Raw genomic sequence first — 23352 nt, 5'->3', positions numbered from 1 at the left:
GCGTGAACGCCCGGTGACGGGCCGCTGATCCCCGGTCACGGACCGCGCCCGCGGGCCGGTGTGCTTGAGTGGGACGCGTGCGGACCGCCCCCCCCCACGTCACCCCATGCCCCGTCCGACGCGATCACCCCGCGATCACGCCTCCACCCCGATCGCTCCTGGCTCCGCCGCTCCCCCCGACCCGTCGCCGCTCATGATCGGATCCGGACTCTCGTGCACGTACTGATACTCGGCGGGACCGCGGAGGCCCGTCGGCTCGCCGAACTGCTGCACGGCACGCCCGGCCTGAAGGTGACCAGCTCCCTCGCCGGACGGGTGGCCGCTCCCCGTCTGCCTCCCGGGGAGGTGCGGGTGGGCGGGTTCGGGGGCGCCGGGGCGCTCACGACGTGGCTGCGCGAGCACGCGGTCGACGCGGTCGTCGACGCCACCCACCCCTTCGCCGGGACGATCGGCTTCCACGCGGTCGCGGCCGCCGCCGCCGCGCGCGTCCCGCTGCTCGCCCTGCGCCGCCCTGGCTGGTCGCCCGTCGAGGGCGACCGCTGGTACGACGCGCACTCGTTGGCGGAGGCCGCCGCGCTGCTGCCGAGGCTCGGGCGGCGGATCTTCCTCACCACCGGCCGGATGGGCCTGGCCGCCTTCGCCGGCCTGGACGACCTGTGGTTCCTGGCACGGTCGGTCGAAGCGCCCGAGCCGCCCTGCCCGGCCGCCATGGAGGTGCTGCTCGACCGGGGCCCCTTCACCCTCGACGGAGAGCGCGAGCTGCTGCGCCGCCATCGTGTCGACGTCCTGGTGACCAAGGACAGCGGGGGAACGGCCACCGCGCCGAAGCTGACCGCCGCCCGGGAGGCCGGGCTGCCCGTGGTCGTGGTGCGCCGGCCGCCGGCGCCCGCGGGTCTCCCCGTCGTCCCGGATCCGCAGGAGGCGACGCGCTGGATCGAAGCACGTCTGGACCGCAAGGGTCGGCGACGGACCCGCTGAGCGGACAGCGTTGGCGCCGCGCCTCGCCGCTCACTCCTGCTCGCTCGCGAGCGCGTTCACCGCTGCGGCGGCGATGGCGCTGCCGCCCCGACGTCCGCGCACCGCCAGGTACTCCAGCCCGTGCGGGTTGAGGACCAGCGCCTCCTTGGACTCGGCCGCCCCGACGAACCCGACCGGCACGCCGATCACGGCGGCGGGCCGGGGCGCGCCCTCCTCGATCATCTCCAGCAGCCGGAAGAGAGCGGTCGGCGCGTTGCCGACGGCGACGACCGCACCGTCCAGGCGGTCCCGCCACAGCTCCAGCGCGGCGGCGCTGCGCGTGGTGCCGAGCCGCGCCGCCAGTTCGGGGACGGCCGGGTCGGAGAGCGTGCAGAGCACGTCGTTGCCGGCGGGCAGCCGTCCGCGGGTCACGCCGCTGGCCACCATCCGGACGTCCGTGAGGACGGGCGCGCCGGCGCGCAGGGCCTCGCGGGCGCGGGCCACCACGTCGGGCGTGTAGGCGAGATCGCGGACGAGGTCGACCATCCCGCAGGCGTGGATCATCCGGACCGCGACCTGGCCGACGTCGGCGGGGAGGCCGGCGAGGTCCGCCTCCGCGCGGATGGTGGCGAAGGACTCGCGATAGATGGCCGCGCCGTCCTTCTCGTAGTCGTAGCTGGTCACGGTGCTCGTCTCGCTGCTCTCGGTGGTGGTCGGGCGGCTCACCCGGCGGCCGTCGGCGCGGCGGCCGGCGTGGCTGCCGTGGACATGGCGGCGAGCATACCGACCCTCGCCCGGCCCGCGATCCCGGGCCTGATCCACGAGTGATCACTCCTGCTGCTAGCGTGCAGTTGCACATTACTTGCAATAGCTGTCCCTGGTGGCGGCTGCCCCTTGCGGCAACTCGACACACACGTCACACACCTCGGAGGACGTCGGACATGGCGGTCTACACGCTCCCGGAGCTCCCGTACGACTACACCGCGCTCGCCCCGGTGATCAGCCCCGAGATCATCGAACTGCACCACGACAAGCACCACGCGGCCTACGTGAAGGGCGCCAACGACACCCTGGAGCAGCTCGCGGAGGCCAGGGACAAGGGGTCGTGGGGCTCGGTCAACGGCCTGGAGAAGAGCCTGGCCTTCCACCTCTCGGGGCACATCCTGCACTCCGTCTACTGGCACAACATGGCCGGCGACGGCGGCGGCGAGCCGCTGGAGCAGGACGGCGTGGGCGAGCTCGCGGACGCGATCGCCGAGTCCTTCGGGTCGTTCGCGGGCTTCAAGGCCCAGCTCACCAAGGCCGCCGCGACCACCCAGGGGTCCGGCTGGGGCGTCCTCGCCCACGAGCCGCTGAGCGGCCGCCTCATCGTCGAACAGGTCTACGACCATCAGGGCAACGTCGGTCAGGGCTCCACCCCGATCCTCGTCTTCGACGCCTGGGAGCACGCCTTCTACCTGCAGTACAAGAACCAGAAGGTCGACTTCATCGACGCCATGTGGGCCGTCGTCAACTGGCAGGACGTCGCCCGGCGGTACGCCGCCGCCAAGGACCGCGGAGACAGCCTGCTGCTCGCCCCCTGACGCCGGGGGCGAGCGGGAGGAGGGGGCGGCGCGATGCCGGTCCCACGCCCGGGCGCGCGGATCGGCGTCGTCGAGCGCGTCGAGGGCCGTGCAGACCAACGCCTCGACCACCGAGGTCAGGACCTGGCGGCCGCGCGGGCAGGCCGCGCCCTCGGCGAACCCGGGCCCGAGCCGGGACCTGACCGGGCCCCAAGCCGAAACCTTGACCGGGCCCCGAGCGGGGACCTTGACCGGGCCGCGAGCTTGGGGCATCGACCGGGTGCCCGAGCCCGAGCCCGAGCCCGAGCCCGAGCCCGAGCCCGAGCCCGAGCCCGAGCCCGGGCCCGGGGTTGCGCGGTCGGGAGCGGCCGGCCGGGTCAGGATCTCCGAGGCCGAGAGCGGCCGGGTCAGTCCTGCGCGAGCAGGTCGGCCAGGCGGTTCGCCTGGGCCAGCAGGGATCCGTACGTCACCAGCGCGTCCGGGTCGTCGGGCACGGCTCCCGGCAGCCCGCGGCGGAAGTCGTCGAGGGTGCGCTGCAGCTCCGAGACGGCCTCGCGCAGCTCCTCCCCGGCGGCGTCGCCGTGCCCCCCGGGCGCGCCCGCGGCGTCGGGGCCGAACAGGGTGCGGCCGTACAGCCGCACGGCGCGCGCGGTCTGGCGCAGGAACTCGGCGTACGCCCGGGTGAGCTCCGGCCCGGGCCGGGCCGCCCTCCCGCTCTCCGCGATCTCCCGCACGGTCCGCGTGACGCCCGACGTGTGCAGGGCGACGTAGTCGAGCACGCCGAGCGCGTCGGAATACGCCTCGTCACCCGGGAGACGCGGACGGGTGCGGCGCCCCCGCGGATTGCCGCGCATGCTCTCCCGGCTCCAGCCGATCGCCGACCGCGCCTGGTCCACCAGACGGCCCAGACGCAGGGCGCGCTCGTGCCATTCTCCGACCGGCAGGTCGTCCCACTCGCCGCCGGCCAGACCGTCGGCCACCGCGTCCAGGATCTCCTGCGCCTCGCCGGCCGCGTCCTCCAGCGCGGCACGGGCGTCGCGCAGATACACCGGAGGCCGGATCAGCACGTTCACCGCCACGCCGACCACCGCGCCGAAGACCGCCTCCGCGATGCGCGCGGCCGACGCGGCGACCGTCACCGGACCATTGGTCAGCACGAAGAGCGCGCCGGTCGCGGCGTACGCGCCCTGGCTGCCCAGGCGCCGCCACTGGCCCAGCAGCAGCACGGCCGGAAGGACCAGGGCCATCGCGGTCATCGTGCTGTCCAGCAGCAGCGCCACCGCCGTCGCGACCACCGTTCCCACCGCGATCGCGGCGAGCTGCTGCAGACCGTGCGCGATCGACCGGTACACCGTCGACTCCACCAGCACCACCGCCACCCACGGCGCCACGAACGCCATCGGCGCCGCCAGCCACCAGCCCACGACCGCCCACGCCAGCCAGGCGGCCAGCGCCGCCTTGCTCGCCTGTACCACCAGATCCCGCTCACGACCCGGTTCCGACCACGCCCGACGCACCGCCGGCACGACCACGCCGGTGACGCGGCGGACCGGCCGGGTCGCGTTTCGTATCCACTCCATGAGGAGCGGGTGCCACGCGAAGCGCGGTACGCACCTCGCGATCATGGGTCCGCTTCGCCGGCCCGGACGTTCCGAGCCGTCCGGGCGAGGGCGTGGAGACCGGTCGACCTCGGGTACTCGGGAGGCCGAGTGGCGGTGAGAGCCCCGCCCACCCCCCGAGGGGGGGTTCCGTGACCCGAGACGCCGGCGCCGGCCTAGTCGGTCGCGTCGATCACTCCTGCGGGTTCGTTTGCCGTAGGTCCTGAGGGGGACCCGGCTGCGCATGAGCGCTACGTCTCCTCGCCCCCGCACAGGACAGAACCGAACCCTGCGGCTGCTGGACCGTCTCGAACGGGAGCCCCGGGCGGACGCGGTGATAGACACGATCGCCGCGCGCGTCCGCTCCCTGCCCCTGGGACGCGGCCGGGACGTGCTGCACGGCACGTGGCTGGGGCACCCGGTGCACCCGCTGCTGGTGCAGGTGCCCGTCGGCAGCTGGCTGTCCGCGGCCGTGCTGGATCTGCTGCCCGGCCGCTCCCGCGAGGCGGGCGTCCTGGTGGGCGTCGGACTGGCGGCGGCCACGCCCGCCGCGCTGACCGGCGCGGCCGACTGGGCGGAACTCCACCGCGAGCAGCAGCGCGTCGGGCTGGTGCACGCCATGGCCAACGCGACGGCCGTCGGCCTCTACGCGGCCTCCCTGGCCTGCCGGCTCAAGGGACGCACGGCGGCGGGGCGGGCGTTCGGCTTCCTGGGGATGACGGCGGTGGGAGTCGGCGGCATGCTGGGCGGCCATCTGGCCTACCGGCAGGCCGCCGGGGCCAACCACGCCGAAGAGGTCCCGCATCTCGTGGGCGAGGGCTGGCACCGGATCGGGGGCGCGGCCGACTTCCCCGTCGGACAGGCCGTGCGGCGCAGCGTGGACGACGTGCCGATCCTGGTGGTGCACCAACCGGACGGCGAGATCCACGCGCTGGCCGACCGGTGCAGCCACCTGGCCGGGCCGCTCTCCGAGGGCACGATCGCGGACGGCTGCGTCGCATGCCCCTGGCACGGCAGCGTGTTCAGGCTCTCGGACGGCTACAACGTTCGCGGCCCGGCCACCGCGCCCCAGCCCGCCTTCGACACCCGGATGGTGGACGGCCACCTGGAGGTGCGCCTGCGCCGGCACGCCGGGGAAGACGGCGGAGACCCAGCAGACCGACAAGACCCCGGGGACCGGAAGGTCCTCGAGGACCAGGCCGGCCAGGCAGATCAGGCGGGCCGCGTGGGCGACGGGACGGGGCCGGGCGGGCCGTCGAGCGGGACGGGAACGGAGGCGGCCCATGGGCACGGCGACTGAGCACCGCCTCGCACGAGGCCTGCACGGATTCCTGCGCCGCACGAAGCGGGACTACTCGGCGGGACAGGAGCGGCCGCTGGAGGGCTACCTCACGGCCGTGGTCGGCTTCGGGGTGTACACCTCGGCTTGGGCGACGGCGGTACGGCTGCTCGGACGTCCACTGCCCGAGCGTCCCGCGCCCTGGGACGTGGCGCTGACCTCCGTGGCCGCCTTCCGGCTCAGCCGACTGCTGAGCAAGGCGTCCGTGACCAGCCCGCTGCGGGCTCCCTTCACCCGCTACGTGGGGCCGCAGGGCCCGGCCGAACTGCACGAGGAGGCGCGCTCCGACAACGGCACGGACACCGTCGGCGAGCTGCTGACCTGCCCGTTCTGCATGAGCGTGTGGGTGGTCTCGACCCTGACCGCCGGCCAGCTGATCTGGCCGCGCGCCACGCGCACCGCCATGGGAGCTGTGGCCGCCCTGGCCGGGGCGGACGCCCTGCAACTGTCGTACGCGGCACTCGTCGCCAAGGCCGAGGGCCATTCCGAAGACGAGTGACGGACGACTGACGGAGGACTGCGGAGGAGTGACGGACGCCTGACGTGGGCCCCGGCACCCACTCAGGGACAACGACCGAAGCCGGCGACCCCGGCCCTTGACGCGAGGGCCATGACCGCGAGGGCCGTGGTCGCCGGCGTCCGGAGACGCCGCCCGGCGAGCCGGCCCTCGGCGTGCTCGTCGCGTACTGGCGCGGCGGCGTCGCGACCAGGCCGGGATGGGCCGGTCGATGAACCGGTGGCCGGCCCTCGGCAAGAGGGGACGGCGGGCGCGACCGGGGAGGCGGCGGACGTTCAGTGATGGGCGTGGGCGACCGCGTGGCCCTTGCCGCGGCCGATCATCCACTTGTTGACCGGGGTGGTGATCAGCAGGGCGATCGCGAAGCCGCCCAGGAGGGTGGACCAGAACAGCTGGTCGTCCAGGTGGGCGTCCATGGCCCCGGGGACCAGGACGATGATCCCGTTGTCGACCAGTTCCATCACCGCGATCGAGACGGTGTCGGCGGCCAGCGCCACCTTGACGGCCGACCTGAGGTCGAGGCCGGCCCGGCGCACGGCGAACAGGGTGAAGGAGTAGCCGAACAGGAACGACAGCGCGATCGCCAGGACCATGGTGGGAGCGTTGCCCCAGGTGAGGGCGGTGCCGATGACCATGCCGACGATCTCGCCGACGGCGCATCCGGTGAGGCAGTGCAGGGTCGCCTTGACCGCGGTGCCCCAGGAGGCCCCGCCCATGTGGACGGCGTGCTGGTGTGCGGTTCTGGCGTCGTGAGCGCTGTGGTCCATGTCTTCCCCCTCATCGGAGAGCGATGCGGCAGGCGACTCGGCCGTCCCGGCCGCAGCCGCCAGCCCCAGTCGTCAACCCAGTCGTCTACCCTATACCCCTAGGGGGTAAGAGGCCCGGCGTCCTCGTGGGGCCGTTCGCTCGGCAGCCAGCGGGCCGCCGCCCCCAGACACAGGCCCAGCCAGCCGAGGGCGAACAGCCAGCCGCCGACCACGTCGGTGAACCAGTGCACCCCGAGGTAGACGCGGCTCGAGCCGACCAGTACGCCCCAGCAGCCGATGACCACGACGAGCGCGGTCCCGCCGCGTGGGGCGCGGACCCGGACGGCGATGATCAGCACACCCGCGGCCAGAGCCGACGTGGTGGTGTGGCCGGACGGGAACGCCCATCCCGAGGCGTGCGTCGCCCAGTCCGCCAGGGGCGGCCGGGGCCGGGCGACGAGCGTCATCACCGCGTAGCGCAACGCCTGGCCCGCGCCCAGGCACACCAGGCAGAGCGCGACAGCCCACGCGCGTCGTCGGACGGTGCGTCCCGCGACGACACCGGCCAGCACGGCCAGGGCGTACGGGACGACGCCCGTCCCGGTGGCGGTCACGCCGCGGGCGAACGCGATCCCCACGTCCGGCCGGTGGGCGACGGACCAGGAGAGGAGCCCGGCGTCCGCGAACAGGGGCGCGCCGTCGTGACCCGCCACGACCAGGGTCAGCACGCCGAACGCCGTCCACGCGCCGAGGCCGCAGCCGCCGGCCAGCTCGGCGAGGTCGCCGCGTCTCACGAGGTCACCGCCGGCAGCGGGCGCGGTCGGAAGGACGCCGGCGACCGGGCCTGCGGCGCGGCGACGGCGAGCTGCGACGATGGCTGCGTGGCGATGGTCATCGTCGGGAGCCCCTTCGTCCTTCTTTCGGACCGTCGGACGCCGCGCAGCGGCGGCGGGCCGGCATCCGACGACTGACTACAATCCTGTAGACGGTGTACTGCACTGTAGACGAAGGCGGAATGAGGAACGTTCCCATAACCGATGCCGATGCCGATGCCGATGCGGATGTCGACGCGGATGCCGACGCGAGGGACGAGGCGGCCGGCCGGCGAGCTCGAAGCCGCCGTCATGGCCGCGCCGCGCCCACGACCGGGCCGGCCCCCACTACTTCCTGGCCGCGGCCGAACTCGCCGCCCACTGCCACCCGGCCCTGCGCGCGACCCTCGACGCGATCCGGCTCGCGGTCGAGCGGAGCGCCGACGAGGCCGCCGCCAGGGCCGTCGGCGACCGGCGGCTGATCGCCACGGCCATCGCCCGTGCCGCCCTCGCGGGCCAGGCCTCACCGGCCGCCCGCCCGGGCTTCGCGCCCGCGGCGACGACCGGCCCGGTGCCCCGCCGGGTCGCCGCGCTCCTCGAACCGTCCCGGGGGCGCTCGCGCGCCGTGCGCCGCACCGCGTTCCTCCTGGTGACCCGCCCGCTCCTGTCCGTGGCCGCGGGAACGGCCGGCGTGGTCGACTTCCACCACGGGTCCGAGGTCGCCCAGGGCGAAGAGGCCCCGTGACCGGATCGGCCCGTGACCGGATCGGCCCGTGACCGGATCGGCCCGTGACCGGACCCGTCCGTGACCGGACCCGTCCGTGACCGGACCCGTCCGTGACCGGACCCGCCCGTGACCGGACCGGACCCGTCTGTGGGTTGATCCGCCGAGGGCGTCGGTCCGGCCGCTGCCCGGGCCCGGTCGCTCAGAGCCAGTCCCGCCGCTTGAGTCAGAGCCAGTCCCGCCGCTTGAAGATGAAGTACAGGCCGGTGCACACCACCGCCATCAGGGCGATGGCGAAGGGGTAGCCGAAGACCCAGCGCAGCTCCGGCATGTGGGTGAAGTTCATCCCGTAGATCGTTCCGACCAGCGTCGGCGCGAACAGGATCGCCGCCCAGGACGAGATCTTCTTGACCTCCTCGTTCTGTTCGAACCCCGCCTCCGCCAGCGCCCGCATCTCCGCGTTCTGCTGCTGGGTGACGAGGGTCGCGTTCACCGTGAGGATCTCGGTGAGCGCCAGGCGGAAGCCGTCGACGCGTTCGCTGGTGTGCGTCACGTGGTCGGCGACGTCGCGCAGGTAGCGCTGGAGCTCGTCGTCCGTGCCGTATTTGGAGAACCCGGCCATCAGACCGTGCAGCATGCCGACCAGCGGGCGGGTGGCGCGCTGGAACTCGACCATCTCGCGGGAGAGTTCGTAGATGCGGCGGGAGACCTCCGGGTCGCCGCGGAAGACCTCGGTCTCGATCTCGTCGATGTCGTTCTGGACGCCCGACACCACCGGCACGTAGCCGTCGACCACCGCGTCCAGGATCGCGTACAGGACCGCCTCGGGGCCCAGCTTGAGCAGCTCCGGGGTCTCCTCCATGCGGCGGCGCACCGCCGACAGGTCGGGCGCCGCGCCGTGGCGGACGGTGATCACGAAGTCGGGGCCCACGAAGACGTGCAGCTCGGCGAAGTCGATCTCCTCGGAGGCGTCCAGGTAGCGGGCCGCCCGCAGGACGACGAACAGGGTGTCGCCGTAGCGCTCCAGCTTCGGCCGCTGGTGGGCTTCCTTGGCGTCCTCGACGGCGAGCGGGTGCAGGTCGAACTCGGCGGCCAGGGAATGCAGTTCGTCCGCCGTGGGACGGGCCAGCCCGATCCAGGCCATGCCCGCCGGCTGCTCGCGCAGCGCCCCGTAGGTCTCCGCGAGCGTGGCCGGGGCGACGACCCGGACGCCGTCCCGGTACAGGACGGCCTCGACGACGCCGGCCGCCTCGGACCGGTGCGCGGACGGCGTCCGGGGCGTCCGGGGCGGCCGCGACCCCGGCTGGGGCGCGGGCGGGGTGCGGCGCCAGACGGGCTTCCTGGGTCGCTCGGGCATCGCGGCTGCCTCTCGGTCGACGAGACTGCGGTCGTGCGGAGGTCGTCCCACGTCGGCCGATCACCGAGCAGGCCGGTCACCAAGCAGGATATAGGGGGCATACGGCGTCGCCGCGAAAGGCCCGGGCCGGCCGTCGCGCCACCGCGGCGGCACTGTAGGCCAGGAACTGTCCCCGATGACGGCTAGTTTGCGTCCATGGCGAAGACGACGCTCTCGGCGGCCCCCGTGCTCGACGCGCGTGCACTCAACCGTGCCACCCTCGACCGGCAGCTGCTGCTGCGTCGCTCGGCCCTGTCGGCCGGGGCCGCCGTGCGGCACCTGCTCGGTCTGCAGGCGCAGAACGTCAAACCCCCCTACTACGCGCTCGCCGCCCGCCTCGACGGCTTCGTCCCGGAGGCGCTGTCGGCCCTCATGGCCGACCGCGAGGTCGTCCGCATCGTCAGCATGCGCTCCACCATCCACACCCATACCGCCGACGACTGCCTGACCCTGCGCCCGTTCGTGCAGAGCGCCCGCGACCGTGAGCTGACCCAGTTCCGCAAGGGCCTCGCCGGAGTCGACCTGGACCGGCTCGCCTCCCTCGCCCGCGACCTCGTGGAGGCCGAGCCGCGCACCATGGGGCAACTGCGCGAGGCGCTCCTCGCCGAGTGGCCCGCGGCCGACCCGCAGTCCCTCGCCGTCGCCGCCCGGTGCCGGCTGCCCCTGGTGCAGGTCACCCCGCGCGGACTGTGGGGCAGGAGCGGACAGGTGGCGCTCACCACCGCCGAGCGCTGGCTCGGCCGCCCGGCCGAGCCCGCCCCCGCCCCGGACGACGTCGTCCTGCGCTACCTGGCCGCCTTCGGCCCGGCCTCCGTCAAGGACATGCAGACCTGGGCCGGACTGACCCGGCTGCGCGGCGCCTTCGAACGGCTGCGCCCCCGGCTGCTCGTCTTCCGCGACGAACAGGGCGCCGAACTCCTCGACCTGCCCGACGCCCCCGCCCCCACCCCGACACCCCGGCCCCACCGCGCTTCCTCCCCGAGTTCGACAACCTGCTCCTCTCGCACGCCGACCGCGCGCGGGTGATCCCGCCCGAGCACCGGAGCCGCAGCCGCCAGGGCAACCAGGCCCATCGGACCCTCCTCGTCGACGGCTTCCTGGCCGGGGTGTGGAAGCCGGAGCCGGACGCCCTGGTCGTCGAGCCCTTCACCGCCCTGACCCGGGCGCAGCGCCGGGACGTCCTCGCGGAGGGCGAGCGGATGCTGGCCGTCATGCATCCGGGGGAGTCCCGCGACATCCGCTTCGGCCGGGTGACGGCCGCCGGTTCCTGAAGGCGCGGGCGGCACGCGCGAAGCCCCCACCGGGGCCGGCGGGGGCTTGGGAAGGACCCCACCGGGGGGCCGGCGGGGGCTGTGGAGAGGAGGCGCTGCGGGCCGCTCGTGGAGGCTCGCAGCGCCCCCTGATCGTTCCCCGAGGGCCCTCGGGGGTGAGGGCTCCTCAGGAGATCTTCGGGCTCAGCCGTGCGCCGGCTAGGAGGTGACCTGCGCGGTCACCAGGCTGGAGAAGGTGGTCAGCCGGGTGTACACACCCGGGTAACCGGCCTCCGCGCAGCCCTCGCCCCAAGAAGTGATCCCTGCCAGGACGCCCCCGATGAGCAGGGGACCGCCGCTGTCGCCCTGGCAGGTGTCTGTGCCGCCGGATGTGTATCCGGCGCAAACCATGTCGGTCTGGACGAAGTCCGAACCGTAGGAGCTCTTGCAGCTGGAGTCGGACACGATCGGGACGGTCGCGGTCCGCAGCTGGTTGGAGGAGCCGCCGTTCTCCGAGGTGGTGCCCCAGCCGAGGATGCGGGCGGTGGCGCCGGCCGCGTACACCCCGGTCTGGGACGGGGAGACGTAGGACGCCGCGGTGTACGGCATCGACGTCGACAGGGTCAGGACGGCCACGTCGTCGCCGTTGGTGGCGTCCGTGTAGTCCGGGTTGATCCAGATCCTGCTCACCCGGCTGACCGTGCCGTTGGTGCCGCTCAGGTAGGTGCGCCCCCCGACGACACGCACGCTGCTCGTGGTCTCGCCCACCATGCAGTGCGCGGCCGTGACCACCTTGGTCGCCGAGACGAGCGTGCCGCCGCAGAACTGGTTCTGCGAGGCGTCGGTGATCTGCATCATGAACGGGTACGCCGTGGTCGTGGTCGTCGTTCCCCCGACGATCGGCTGCGGCGCCGCGACGGCGGTGGGGGCGCCGAGCAGGGCGCTCGCCGCCGCGGCGGCGGTCGCCGCGACGACGGCGGCGGTCTTCTTCACGCGGTTGAGCCCGAGCATGGAACTCCTCGATGGAGATGGCCGGTGGGGGGTCGCGCGGGTGTGGGGGAAGCACGAGGGTCGCGGGACCGACCCCCGTGTGCCCGGGCGAGCGGCACGTCCCTTACGCTAGGGCTCGGCTGCCGCTCCCCCCAATGAGGGAACCCCCTAAGGGAGTTGGGGCAGGGAAAACCCTCGGTCCCGCCGGGAAACCCACGGCCGGGGCAACGGCCGCCGCCCCGGAACCGCTCGGTGGAACCGCCGCACGCGGCGCGCACCCCAGGAGAAACCCACTAGGGGTAGGTAGCCGCTGCGGGAGCGTTGTCCCGCGGATTCCTCACTTCGCGTGACGTCCGGCGGCCAGACGGACGATGTCCACCCGCGAGCGGATCCCCAGCTTGCGGTAGACCCGGGTCAGGGTCGCCTCGACCGTCTTGACGCTGATGAACAGGCGCGCGGCGATCTCCCGGTTGGTCGCGCCCTCCATCACGAGAGCGGCGACCTGACGCTCCATCGAGGCCAGCCCCTCCAGCACGTCGGACGGCGGCTGCTGCCGGACGGCGGCGACCGGCCCTGCCGCGGCCTGCGCGGCGGCCTGGTCCACCTGACGCAGCCAGGGCAGCGCCCGGCACCGCCGGAACAGCCGCGCCGCCTCGTCGTACGACGTCGGTCCCGGTCCCGTCCCGGGACGCAGGGTGCGCAGCCGGGCCAGCGCGAACGCCGCCCGCGCCTCCTCCAGCCCGTACCCCAGCTTGCCGAGCCGGTCCTGAACGGACGTCAGCCGGGACAGCGCCGCCTCGTGGTCGCCGAGCGCCGCCCGCACCATCGCCTCCGACCGGTCCAGCACGGCCAGCACGCTCTCCCGGTCCAGCCGCAGCGCGTGCTCGCGCGTCACGTCGATGACGTCCTGCGCCTCACCCGCCTCGCCGACCCGTACCAGCGCCTCGGCGAGGTCTCCCTGCCAGCGGCCGCGCGCCGGGTCGGTGATGCGCAGACCGGCCTCCAGCTCCCGCACCCGGCGCAGCGAGCCGACCGCGCCCGCCGCGTCCCCGGCCACCAACTGGGCGTGACCCAACGCGGCCAGGGCGCGCGAGAGGTACATCTGGTCGCCGTCCTCCTCGGCGCGCCCCGCCGCTTCCCGGGCCAGCTCCAGCGCCCGGTCGACGTCGCCGCCGGAGGCCTCGGCGAGGGAGGCCAGCATCGCGGAGGCCCCCAGGCCGATGCCCGAGTCGCGGGCCAGCCGCAGGCTGTCGCGGGCCAGGTCGAGGGCGCGTCCGCAGTGCCCGGAGCGCAGCTCGGTCTCGGCGAGGAAACGCTGGAAGTGCACCTCGCTCTCGACCATGCCGCGCCGGCGCACCTCGCGCAGCAGCGCGGTGATGGTCGAACGGGCCTCGGCCAGCTGGTCGCTCATCATCAGCCAGCGGAACCTGGCCGCGCCGACGCCGTTGTGATGGCAGGCCACGTACGGGTCCTGCGGCTCCTTCATCGCCTGCTTGATGGTCGCGGGCGCGTTCGGATGGCCCATCAGGGTCTCGGTGGACGACTGGAAGGACAGCGCCATCAGCTCGGTGCGCCGGTCGTCGCCGCGCGCGGCGAGTTCCGCCGCGTGCGCCGCCTCCTGCCGCGCCTCGGAGAAGTCCCCCTCGACGATCAGCTTGCGCCAGGCGAGGTGGTAGTGGACGAGGGCGAGCAGCCGAGGGTCGTCGCCGGCGTCGGCCAGGGCCTGCGGGAAGACGGCGTCCACGTCGCCGAGCGCCTGCCCGGCGGCCTCGATGACCACCTCCCAGGCGCGGATCCGGTCGGCTGGCACCGTGGCCCGGGTCAGCACCTCGCGCGCGATGTCCCGGGCGAGGTCGACCTCGCCGGCCGTGATCGCGTCCTCGGCGGCCTGGAGGCGGTGCCGGTCGGGGGCGGGCGTGCCGTCCGGCGGGGTGTGCCGGGCGGCGAGCAGCCCGAGCGAGGCGGCGACCGCGGGCGCGCCCCGGTCGCGGGCCAGCGCGGCTGCCTCGGCGAGCCGGGCGGCGACCTCGGGGTCGGTGCCGGTGGTGGCCAGGGCGAGGTTGCGGGCCCGCTCGATCGGGTCGGAGGCGGCGGTGGACAGCGCGGCGTGCGCGGCCCGGCGCTCCTGCGCGGGGGCCTCGGCGTACAGCGCCGCGGAGATCAGCGGGTGCGCGAAGCGCACGGCCGGCCCCTCGGGCTCGGTCGTCAGCAGCCCGAGCTCGGCGGCCCGGGCGGTCTCGGCCTCGGCGTTCTCCCGGCCGGCCGCGTGCAGCAGGGCCAGCGTGGGGCGGGCGCCCGCGCTGGCCACCAGCAGGGTGCGCCGGGCCTCGGCGGACAGCATGTCGAGGCGGCTGAGGACCAGGGCGCGCAGCGAGGTCGGCACCGGCAGCGGCTCGCCCGGCCGGGGCGGCGTCGGGCTCTCGCCGAGAGCGCGGCCCAGTTCCAGGGCGAAGAGGGGGTTGCCGCCGCTGGTGCGGTGGATCTCCCGCATCGTCGAGCGGGGCAGGTCGGTGTAGCCGCGGTGATCGAGCAGCGCGGAGACCTGTGCGCGGGAGAGCGGGTTGAGGCGGACGGCGAGGGTGTCGGGCGGGGACGCGCGTAGATGGCGGTCGTACTCCTGGCCGTCCGTCCGCACCGCGCACAGCAGCTGGACGGGGGTGTCGCCGAGACGGCGCGCGGCGAAGCCGAGGAGTTCGGCGCTGGCCGAGTCCAGCCACTGCAGGTCGTCGGCGACGAGCAGGACCGGGCGCGTCGCGGCCAGCGCGCGCAGCGCCGACAGGACGGCCAGCCGCAGGGCGAGGCCGTCGCGCTGCAGAGTCGATTCGCCGCGGCCGGTCAGCGCCGACTCCAGGGCGGTGCGCTGGGCGGCGGGCAGCTTGTCCGAGATCTGGTCGAGGACCAGCCCGAGCAGATCGGCCAGGGCCAGGAAGGGGAGATGCGATTCGGACTCGGTGGCGGAGCAGCGCAGCACGGTGCGCCCCGCGTCGCCGTAATCCGCGGCCAATGCCCGCAGCACGGTCGACTTTCCTATTCCGGCCGGGCCGTGCAGCAGCACACTGCCGCCCCGCGTCAGCTGCTCGCGTGCGGCCGCGTACAGCTCGTCCCTGCCGATGACCAGGTCGGGGCGGCAGCTGGCAGGCTCCTTGAAGTCCCGTCGCACGGTCACCGCTCCCCTCCGAGTGTCGTGTCCGGGCCAAATTCTAGGCGTCGACCCATTGAAATTCGGAGGCATGGGGTGGTGAGGGATATAACAACGTGACGTATAGGGAAATTCATGACGACGCTGAGTGAATAATCGCTTGTCGTGAGGGGGCTCCCTGGCTTGATGTGATCGCTCCTCGCCGGTGCCAGCCGGGCAGACACCGCGGGCGGGCAAGCGCCGCCTCCCGTGGGGTGCGCCGCCTTCCGCGGGGTGCGATGCCTCCCGTGGGGTACGCCGCCTCCCGCCGGGTGCGACGCCGTCGCACGCTACGGCAGCAGACCCGCCCTGCGGGCCACGACCACCGCCTCTCCCCGCGTGCGCGCGCCCAGCCTGCGCATCGCCGACCTGAGATACCCCTTGACCGTCTCGGCGCGCAGCCCCAGCCGCTCGGCGGCCGCCGCGTTCGTCGCCCCCGCCGCCACGCACGCCAGCACGTCCAGCTCGCGCGGCGCCAGGACGACCGGCTGCCCCGCCGTCTCCCGCGGCGCCCCCGGGGCGAGCAGCCCGCAGGCGTCCAGCAGCTCCGCGCGCAGTACCGGGTCGGCGATCCGCGGGGCGAGGGCGCGCAGCGCGGCGTGCGCCTCGCGCACCTGCTCCCAGCCGGCCGTCGCCGCGCCGGCCCGGCCGTTCCCGGCGGCCGCCGCGCGCGCCTCGGCCACCGCCATCAGCTCGCGCGCCTCGTCCTCGACCACCAGCGCGTGCTCCACGTCCCGCGCGGCCTGCACGGCCGCGGTCAACGTGCGCTCACCGAGCGGCTGGGCCGTGCGCAGGGCCCCATACAGCACTCCGCGCACCCGGCGCCGCACCACCACCGGGATCGCCAGCACCGACCGCAGCCCCTCCTCGGCGACGGCCGCGTCGTACTCGTGACTGATCTGCCGGGACAGCGAGTAGTCGCTCACCGCGCACGGGCGGGCCAGCGCGACCGCCTTGCCGCCCAGCCCGTTGCCCGACGTCACGGCCAGCCCGCGCAGGGCGAGCCCGGCCGCCCCGCTGAACTCGCTGATCCGCATCCTCGGCCGCCCCGGCTCCATCAGCCCGCCGAAGGCGACCGGCAGTCCGGTCGCACGCCGCAGCCGCACCAGCGCCCCGCCGATCTGAGCCGTTCCGGCCGCGTCTGCTGCCACGTTGTCGCCCTTTCCGCGCGGCGTCGCGCCGCACCCCCCCGTTCGGGGGTAGTGAGACCTGCATCACGGATTACACGATGGCAGAGAGCCGCACGGCAATGGTCCGGCGCCACGGGAGTGTGCCGCAGGGACACGCCGCTGTCGAGCGCCGCACCGAAGCCGACGAGCCCGAGAGCAGCATCAGCAACGAGCGAGCAACACGAGCAACATCAGCAACGAGCGAGCAACACGAGCAACATCAGCAGCGAGCGAGCAACACGAGCAGCATCAGCAACAAGAGAGCAAGACGAGCAGCATCAGCAACAAGAGAGAAACCAGAGAGCAACCGGAGAGCAAGGAGGACGGATGACGACGGCGACGGAGTCCTTCCGTGCAGCCCGCGACTTCCTGCTGGAGCACCGCGAGGACTACACCACCGCCTACGAGCGTTTCGAGTGGCCCCGGCCGGAGCGCTTCAACTGGGCCCTGGACTGGTTCGACACCATCGCCGAGGGCAACGGGCGCACGGCCCTGCACATCGTCGAAGAAGACGGTTGCGAAACGCGTCTCAGCTTCGCCGAGCTGTCGGAGCGCTCCGACCGGGCCGCGAACTGGCTGCGCGCACGCGGGGTCGCCGCCGAGGACCGGATCCTCGTCATGCTCGGCAACCAGGCGGAACTGTGGGAGACCGCGCTGGCCGCCATGAAGCTGCGCGCCGTCGTCATTCCCGCCACCCCGCTGCTGGGACCCGCGGACCTCGCCGACCGCGTGGAACGCGGCCGGGTCCGGCACGTCCTGGTCCGCTCACAGGACGCCGGCAAGTTCGACGCGGTCCCCGGCGACTACACCCGTATCGCGGTCGGCGGCGCACCCGAGGGCTGGCACCGTTACGAAGACGCTTACAGCGCGTCGGCCGACTTCACGCCCGACGGAGCCACCCTCGCCGACGATCCGCTCATGCTCTACTTCACGTCCGGCACGACCGCCCGTCCCAAGCTGGTCGAGCACACCCACATCTCGTACCCGGTCGGGCATCTGGCCACCATGTACTGGATCGGGCTCAAGCCCCACGACGTGCACCTCAACATCTCCTCGCCCGGCTGGGCCAAGCACGCCTGGTCCAATCTCTTCGCCCCCTGGAACGCCGAAGCAACCGTTTTCATCCACAACTACACCCGCTTCGACCCGTCCCGTCTGATGGCGGAGATGGACCGGGCGGGCGTGACGACGTTCTGCGCCCCGCCCACCGTCTGGCGCATGCTCATCCAGGCCGACCTCACCCAGCTGCGCACCCCGCCCCGCGAGGCCGTCGCCGCGGGCGAGCCCCTCAATCCCGAGGTCATCGAGCAGGTGCGGCGCGCCTGGGGCGTCACCGTCCGGGACGGCTTCGGGCAGACCGAGACGGCCGTCCAGATCGCCAACAGCCCCGGCCAGGAACTGAAGACCGGCTCCATGGGCCGGCCGAGCCCGGGCTACCGGGTGGAACTCCTGGACCCCGTCTCCGGCGCACCGGGCGCGCAGGAGGGCGAGATCGCGCTGGACCTGTCCGCCCGTCCGGTCGGCCTGATGACCGGCTACCACGGCGACGCCGACCGTACGGCGGAGGCCATGGCCGGCGGTTATTACCGCACCGGGGACATCGGCAGCCGGGACGAAAACGGTTACCTCACCTACGTCGGACGGGCCGACGACGTCTTCAAGGCCTCCGACTACAAGATCAGCCCATTCGAGCTGGAGAGCGCGTTGCTGGAACACGAGGCGGTCGCCGAGGCGGCCGTCGTCCCCGCTCCGGACGAGCTGCGCCTCGCCGTGCCCAAGGCGTACGTCGTCCTCGCCGAGGGCTGGGAGCCGGGTCCCGACACCGCTAAGGCGCTGTTCGAGCACTCGCGCGAGGTCCTGGCCCCCTACAAGCGGCTCCGACGCCTGGAGTTCGCCCCCCTGCCCAAGACGGTCAGCGGCAAGATCCGCCGGATCGAGCTGCGCGAGGCCACGGCGGCCGGCTCGGCGAACGAGTACCGCGAGGAGGACTTCCGATGAGCGGCTCGCCGTCCACACCGGAAAGCGGTTCCCACCCCGGTCAGGACACGCCCGCGATGTCCGCGACCCCCGCAGCGGATGCGTCGGCGCCCCCCGCGGCGGATGCGTCTGCCGCCCCGGGGCCGGGACCCGGGCCGGGGACGGGCCCGGCGGCCGGCGAGTCGGCCAGGCCCGGGCTCGGCTCGGCGTACGCCCACGGGACGAGTCCGACCTGTCTGCTCGGGGACACCATCGGCGCCAACCTGGACCGGGCGGTGGCCGCCTGGCCGGACCGCGAGGCCCTGGTCGACGTCGTCTCCGGCCGGCGCTGGACGTACGCCGCGTTCGCCGCGGACGTCGACCGCCTGGCCTGCGCGCTGCTCGCGAGCGGAGTCGCCAAGGGCGACCGGGTGGGCATCTGGGCGGTCAACTGCCCCGAGTGGGTGCTCGTGCAGTACGCCACTGCCCGCATCGGCGCGATCATGGTGAACATCAACCCCGCCTACCGCACCCACGAGGTCGAGTACGTCCTGAACCAGGCCGGGATCTCCGTGCTGTTCGCCTCGCTCAACCACAAGTCGAGCGACTACCGGGCGATGGTCGAGCAGGTGCGCCGCAGGTGCCCGCAACTGCGCGAAACCGTTTACTTCGGGGATCCGAGCTGGGACGCGCTGCTCCGGCGCGGAACGCCCGACCTGCACGAGGACCTCTGGACGCGCCACAGCGAGCTGTCCTTCGACGACCCCATCAACATCCAGTACACGTCGGGAACCACGGGCTTCCCCAAAGGGGCCACCCTCTCCCACCACAACATTCTCAACAACGGTTACTTCGTGGGGGAGTCGATCGCCTACAGCGAGCGCGACCGGATCTGCGTTCCGGTGCCCTTCTACCACTGCTTCGGCATGGTGATGGGAAACCTCGCGGCCACCTCGCACGGAGCCTGCGTCGTCATCCCGGCGCCGTCCTTCGACCCGAAGGCCACGCTGGAGGCGGTGCAGCAGGAGCGGTGCACATCCCTGTACGGCGTCCCGACCATGTTCATCGCGGAGTTGAACCTGCCCGACTTCGCCGCCTACGACCTCTCCTCGCTGCGCACCGGCATCATGGCGGGCTCGCCCTGTCCGGCCGAGGTGATGAAGCGCGTGGTCGCCGAGATGAACATGGCGCAGGTGTCGATCTGTTACGGCATGACCGAGACCTCGCCCGTGTCCACCCAGACCCGCCGGGACGACGACCTGGAGCACCGCACCGGCACCGTGGGCAGCGTGCTGCCGCACATCGAGGTGAAGGTCGTGGACCCCGTGGACGGGGTGACCCAGCCGCGCGGCGTCCCCGGCGAACTGTGCACCCGCGGATACAGCGTGATGCTCGGTTACTGGAACGAGCCCGAGAAGACCGCCGAGGTGATCGACGCCGGACGCTGGATGCACACCGGGGACCTGGCGGTGATGCGGGAAGACGGTTACGTGGAGATCGTCGGGCGCATCAAGGACATGATCATCAGAGGCGGGGAGAACGTCTACCCGCGCGAGATCGAGGAGTTCCTCTACAGCCACCCGAAGATCAGGGACGTCCAGGTCGTCGGAGTGCCGCACGAGAAGTACGGAGAGGAGGTCCTCGCCTGCGTGATCCCGGGCGACGCGGCGGACCCCCTGACCCTGGAGGAACTGCGCGCGTACTGCGAGGGCCGGCTGGCGCACTACAAGATCCCGAGCAGACTGCAGATCCTGGACGCCTTCCCGATGACGGTCTCGGGGAAGGTGCGCAAGATCGAGCTGCGCGAGAGGTACGCCCTCTAGGACTCCCGCGGCGGCCGTCGTCCGGTGCCGCGCATGCCCCGGCCGCCCCGGTCGCCCCGGCTGTCCCGGGACTCCCGGGCGTCTCCGGCGGCGAGGGCGTCGGCCGTCGCGTTGACCGGCTGCGGGGCGCCGGTGAGGTCCAGCACGAACAGCGGCACGCACAGCTGGTCGGCGCGGGCCCGGGCGTCGTCGGCGTAACCGGCGAGGGAGAAGTAGACGCACTCGGCCGACTCCGTCATGGCCGTCAGCCACAGGCACTCCACGTCCCGCAGCGAGGCCGGGTGCACACTCGGGTCCACCTGGGCGAGGAGTCCTCGGGCGGCGAGACCGACGCCGGAGGTGGGCCGCTGGTCGGCCCGCCGGATGTCCCCGTGCCCCAGCCAGGTCAGATACAGCGCGGCGTCCGTCACCGCGTCCCGGGCGTTACGGATGGCGACGGGCCGGAAGGCCCGCCGCCGCGGTGCCGCGCCCGAAGCCGCTTTCTCCGTCCCGGGCTCCGTCTCCAGCCCGGGCACCGACCCCGGCTCGTCATCCGACCCCGGCTCAGGCTCCGCCGCCCGTCCGGGCTCCGCCCCCCGCTCAGCCTTCGTTTCCCGCTCGGCCTTCGTGTCCCGGTCGGACGCTTGCTCCCGGTCGGACGTTCGCTCGCGGGCGGGCTCCGCCCCCGGTTCATGTCTGTGCTCCGGCTCTGGGGTGCGTTCCGGCTCGCGCTCCGCTTCGGGCGCCGGTTCCGGTTCGGGTTCGGTCGGGCGGTCGGTCACCGGGACCCGCAGCACCTGACCGCAGGCGCAGCCCAGTTCGGGCTGGGGCCACTGGGCGCGGCGGCCGCAGGCGCGGCAGCCCAGGACGATCCACTCGTCGTCCCACGCCCGGTGTGCGACGGCCGTCGGCGCCGTTCGCCGGTCGAGCACCGGCGTGACGGGGGAGCCGCACGCACACGGATAGGACGGAGCGGTGTAGAGGCGCTCGCGCCGGCAGGCCGGGCAGCGCACCGGCACGCTCTCGGACATGGCCCCATCGTCCTCCTTCGGCCCCCGCCTGTCCGTCTCTTGACGACCTTTGCGCGCCCACCTACATTTCTTCCAGATAGTAGAAAAGATTTTCCGCAATACGGAAACAGGAACGCGGAAATCAGTGGAATCCGTAGGAAGGGCTCACCGCGGGGCGCGACGGGAGAGCGAATCCGACAGCTGAAGCAGTCGAAGCAGGAGTACTCCATGGCTCGTATGACCGCTGCCCGCGCGGCAGTCGAGATCCTCAAGCGCGAGGGCGTCACCAGCGTGTTCGGTGTCCCCGGCGCGGCGATCAACCCGTTCTACGCGGCGCTGGGGGCCTCCGGCGGCGTCGACCACACCCTCGCCCGCCATGTCGAGGGCGCCTCACACATGGCCGAGGGCTACACCCGCACGCGCCCGGGCAGCATCGGCGTCTGCATCGGCACCTCCGGGCCGGCCGGCACCGACATGATCACCGGGCTGTACTCCGCCCTCGGCGACTCGATCCCGATCCTGTGCATCACGGGCCAGGCGCCGACCGCCGTGATCCACAAGGAGGACTTCCAGGCCGTCGACATCGCCTCCATCGCCAGGCCGGTGACCAAGATGGCGGTCACCGTCCTGGAGGCGGCGCAGGTCCCCGGAGTGTTCCAGCAGGCCTTCCATCTGATGCGCTCGGGGCGGCCCGGACCGGTGCTGATCGACCTCCCGGTCGACGTCCAGCAGACGGAGATCGAGTTCGACCCGGACACCTACGAGCCGCTGCCCGTCTACAAGCCGGCCGCGACGCGTGCGCAGATAGACAAGGCGATCCGCATGCTGAACGCCTCGGAGCGGCCGCTGATCGTCGCAGGCGGCGGTGTCATCTCGGCCGACGCCTCGGAACTCCTTCTGGAGTTCGCCGAGTTGACGGGCATTCCGGTCATCCCGACCCTGATGGGCTGGGGCGCGATCCCCGACGACCACGAGCTGAACGCCGGCATGGTGGGCCTGCAGACCTCGCACCGCTACGGCAACGCGACGTTCCTGGAGTCCGACTTCGTCCTCGGCATCGGCAACCGCTGGGCCAACCGCCACACCGGCCGCGTCGACGTCTACACCGCGGGCCGCGCCTTCGTGCACGTCGACGTCGAGCCCACCCAGATCGGCAGGATCTTCGCCCCGGACTACGGGATCGCCTCGGACGCGAAGGCGGCTCTGCGGCTGTTCGTGGAGGCGGCGCGGGAGTCGAAGGCGTCCGGCGTCCTTCCCGACCGGTCCGCGTGGGCGGCCGCCGCCCAGGAGAAGAAGGCCACGCTCCAGCGCCGTACGCACTTCGACGACATCCCGATCAAGCCGCAGCGGGTCTACGAGGAGATGAACAAGGCCTTCGGCCCGGAGACCCGGTACGTCACCACCATCGGCCTCTCGCAGATCGCCGGCGCGCAGATGCTGCACGTATACCGGCCGCGGCACTGGATCAACTGCGGCCAGGCCGGGCCCCTCGGCTGGACGATCCCGGCGGCGCTCGGCGTCGCCAAGGCCGACCCCCAGGCGCAGGTCGTCGCCCTTTCCGGGGACTACGACTTCCAGTTCATGATCGAGGAGCTGGCGGTCGGCGCGCAGCACAAGATCCCGTACGTCCACGTCCTCGTCAACAACTCCTACCTGGGCCTGATCCGCCAGGCGCAGCGGGCGTTCGACATGGACTTCCAGGTCAAGCTGGAATTCGAGAACATCAACTCGCCCGAGCTGGGCGTGTACGGCGTCGACCACGTCAAGGTCGCCGAGGGCCTCGGCTGCAAGGCGATCCGGGTGACGGACCCCGCCGAACTGGGCGCGGCCTTCGAGGAGGCGAAGAAGCTGGCCGCCGAGTATCGGGTGCCGGTGGTCGTCGAGGCGATCCTGGAACGCGTCACCAACATCTCGATGAGCGGCACCAACGACATCGGCGACGTCGTGGAGTTCGAGGAACTCGCCACCGCCCCGGCACACGCTCCGACGTCGCTCAGGGCGCTGCGGGTCTGACGCCCGGATGGGGCGGCCCACCCGGGCCGCCCCTTCCGTGTTTCTGTGCATCCCCCGCGCGGGGCCCGCCGCCCCCGTGCCGGCGAGCTCCGCGTGAGGACAATGTGCCCTACTCCGGGGGCGGTTGGAGCCCCCTGAGCGACGTTCAGAGGTTGATTTGAGGTTGGGGCGCCGACCCGGGGCCGGCGGATGCGATGACCGGGCCTCTGCGCAGCGCGCGGACCGGGCTCGGCGCGTCTGCCGTCACAGGCGCGTTTCTGCAGTTACGACGCGCGTTTCTGTAGTTACGACGCGCCTTTCTGCTCTGTAGTTACGACGTGCCTTTCTGCCGTG

17 protein-coding genes and 2 pseudogenes are annotated in these 23352 nt (G+C 73.1%); 9 read left to right on the top strand and 10 right to left on the bottom strand.

Features of this window, described 5'->3' with window-relative positions; all coding sequences use genetic code 11:
- The first annotated feature begins 213 nt into the window (after positions 1-213).
- Positions 214-978, top strand: coding sequence for a cobalt-precorrin-6A reductase (locus ACFVYK_RS17360; RefSeq protein WP_389774384.1), 765 nt, complete (start codon positions 214-216; stop codon positions 976-978).
- A 30-nt stretch (positions 979-1008) separates the two neighbouring features.
- Here the strand turns inward: ACFVYK_RS17360 and ACFVYK_RS17355 are convergent, their stop codons facing one another.
- Positions 1009-1641: a precorrin-8X methylmutase gene (locus tag ACFVYK_RS17355; protein ID WP_389774406.1), complete on the bottom strand. Its 633-nt coding sequence runs from the start codon at positions 1639-1641 to the stop codon at positions 1009-1011.
- A 257-nt stretch (positions 1642-1898) separates the two neighbouring features.
- Here ACFVYK_RS17355 and ACFVYK_RS17350 point away from each other — a divergent pair, with 257 nt between their 5' ends.
- On the top strand, positions 1899-2540 hold the full coding sequence (locus tag ACFVYK_RS17350) for a superoxide dismutase (RefSeq protein WP_389774381.1): 642 nt from the start codon (positions 1899-1901) through the stop codon (positions 2538-2540).
- 386 nt (positions 2541-2926) lie between these two features.
- Here the strand turns inward: ACFVYK_RS17350 and ACFVYK_RS17345 are convergent, their stop codons facing one another.
- Complete coding sequence (locus ACFVYK_RS17345; RefSeq protein ID WP_389774378.1) at positions 2927-4099, bottom strand: aromatic acid exporter family protein; 1173 nt, start codon at positions 4097-4099, stop codon at positions 2927-2929.
- Positions 4100-4361: 262 nt separating this feature from the next.
- Between ACFVYK_RS17345 and ACFVYK_RS17340 the strand changes: the two genes are divergently transcribed.
- Both ACFVYK_RS17340 and ACFVYK_RS17335 read left to right on the top strand, forming a co-directional pair.
- On the top strand, positions 4362-5417 hold the full coding sequence (locus ACFVYK_RS17340) for a Rieske 2Fe-2S domain-containing protein (RefSeq protein WP_389774376.1): 1056 nt from the start codon (positions 4362-4364) through the stop codon (positions 5415-5417).
- A complete protein-coding gene (locus ACFVYK_RS17335; protein ID WP_389774373.1) occupies positions 5401-5955 on the top strand; it encodes a DUF1360 domain-containing protein in 555 nt (184 codons plus the stop codon). The genes ACFVYK_RS17340 and ACFVYK_RS17335 overlap by 17 nt, the downstream gene beginning before the upstream one ends.
- A gap of 293 nt (positions 5956-6248) precedes the next feature.
- Here ACFVYK_RS17335 and ACFVYK_RS17330 read toward each other — a convergent pair whose 3' ends face one another.
- The 3 genes from ACFVYK_RS17330 to ACFVYK_RS17320 form a co-directional block, all read right to left on the bottom strand.
- Complete coding sequence (locus ACFVYK_RS17330) at positions 6249-6740, bottom strand: DUF4396 domain-containing protein (protein ID WP_389774370.1); 492 nt, start codon at positions 6738-6740, stop codon at positions 6249-6251.
- 98 nt (positions 6741-6838) lie between these two features.
- On the bottom strand, positions 6839-7513 hold the full coding sequence (locus ACFVYK_RS17325; RefSeq protein WP_389774368.1) for a phosphatase PAP2 family protein: 675 nt from the start codon (positions 7511-7513) through the stop codon (positions 6839-6841).
- The gene (locus tag ACFVYK_RS17320; RefSeq protein WP_389774409.1) at positions 7510-7845 is read right to left on the bottom strand and encodes a hypothetical protein; all 336 of its coding nucleotides are present in this window, start codon (positions 7843-7845) and stop codon (positions 7510-7512) included. The genes ACFVYK_RS17325 and ACFVYK_RS17320 overlap by 4 nt, the downstream gene beginning before the upstream one ends.
- Before the next feature lie 8 nt (positions 7846-7853).
- Here ACFVYK_RS17320 and ACFVYK_RS17315 point away from each other — a divergent pair.
- Positions 7854-8276 (top strand): annotated as a pseudogene (locus ACFVYK_RS17315) (M56 family peptidase); the annotation flags it as partial.
- A 205-nt stretch (positions 8277-8481) separates the two neighbouring features.
- On the opposite strand, the gene ACFVYK_RS17310 reads toward ACFVYK_RS17315, so the two are convergent.
- Positions 8482-9612: a magnesium and cobalt transport protein CorA gene (locus tag ACFVYK_RS17310; protein ID WP_389774365.1), complete on the bottom strand. Its 1131-nt coding sequence runs from the start codon at positions 9610-9612 to the stop codon at positions 8482-8484.
- A gap of 195 nt (positions 9613-9807) precedes the next feature.
- On the opposite strand from ACFVYK_RS17310, the pseudogene ACFVYK_RS17305 reads away from it, so the two are divergent.
- Positions 9808-10922, top strand: a pseudogene (locus tag ACFVYK_RS17305) (winged helix DNA-binding domain-containing protein).
- A gap of 198 nt (positions 10923-11120) precedes the next feature.
- Here the strand turns inward: ACFVYK_RS17305 and ACFVYK_RS17300 are convergent.
- The 3 genes from ACFVYK_RS17300 to ACFVYK_RS17290 form a co-directional block, all read right to left on the bottom strand.
- Positions 11121-11912, bottom strand: a complete 792-nt coding sequence (locus tag ACFVYK_RS17300; RefSeq protein WP_389774362.1) for a S1 family peptidase — start codon at positions 11910-11912, stop codon at positions 11121-11123.
- Between the two features lie 316 nt (positions 11913-12228).
- A complete protein-coding gene (locus tag ACFVYK_RS17295) occupies positions 12229-15057 on the bottom strand; it encodes an AAA family ATPase (RefSeq protein ID WP_389774359.1) in 2829 nt (942 codons plus the stop codon).
- A gap of 302 nt (positions 15058-15359) precedes the next feature.
- Positions 15360-16220, bottom strand: coding sequence for a response regulator transcription factor (locus ACFVYK_RS17290; protein ID WP_389774356.1), 861 nt, complete (start codon positions 16218-16220; stop codon positions 15360-15362).
- Between the two features lie 345 nt (positions 16221-16565).
- Between ACFVYK_RS17290 and ACFVYK_RS17285 the strand changes: the two genes are divergently transcribed.
- Both ACFVYK_RS17285 and ACFVYK_RS17280 read left to right on the top strand, forming a co-directional pair.
- Positions 16566-18236, top strand: a complete 1671-nt coding sequence (locus tag ACFVYK_RS17285) for an AMP-binding protein (RefSeq protein ID WP_389774354.1) — start codon at positions 16566-16568, stop codon at positions 18234-18236.
- Positions 18233-20017 (top strand): AMP-binding protein, encoded by a 1785-nt coding sequence (locus ACFVYK_RS17280; protein ID WP_389774352.1) that lies wholly within the window; start codon positions 18233-18235, stop codon positions 20015-20017. The genes ACFVYK_RS17285 and ACFVYK_RS17280 overlap by 4 nt, the downstream gene beginning before the upstream one ends.
- On the opposite strand, the gene ACFVYK_RS17275 is transcribed toward ACFVYK_RS17280, so the two are convergent.
- On the bottom strand, positions 20014-21027 hold the full coding sequence (locus ACFVYK_RS17275; protein WP_389774350.1) for a hypothetical protein: 1014 nt from the start codon (positions 21025-21027) through the stop codon (positions 20014-20016). The two genes, ACFVYK_RS17280 and ACFVYK_RS17275, sit on opposite strands and share 4 nt — an antisense overlap.
- A 207-nt stretch (positions 21028-21234) precedes the next feature.
- On the opposite strand from ACFVYK_RS17275, the gene gcl reads away from it, so the two are divergent.
- Complete coding sequence (gene gcl / locus ACFVYK_RS17270; protein ID WP_389774348.1) at positions 21235-23019, top strand: glyoxylate carboligase; 1785 nt, start codon at positions 21235-21237, stop codon at positions 23017-23019.
- Positions 23020-23352 lie beyond the last annotated feature (333 nt).

Origin of the sequence: Streptomyces sp. NPDC058291, assembly GCF_042880855.1 — a bacterium.
Taxonomy (GTDB): domain Bacteria; phylum Actinomycetota; class Actinomycetes; order Streptomycetales; family Streptomycetaceae; genus Streptomyces.
Note: the sequence above shows the minus strand (reverse complement) of the source record. Positions and strands in the feature narration are given on the sequence as shown.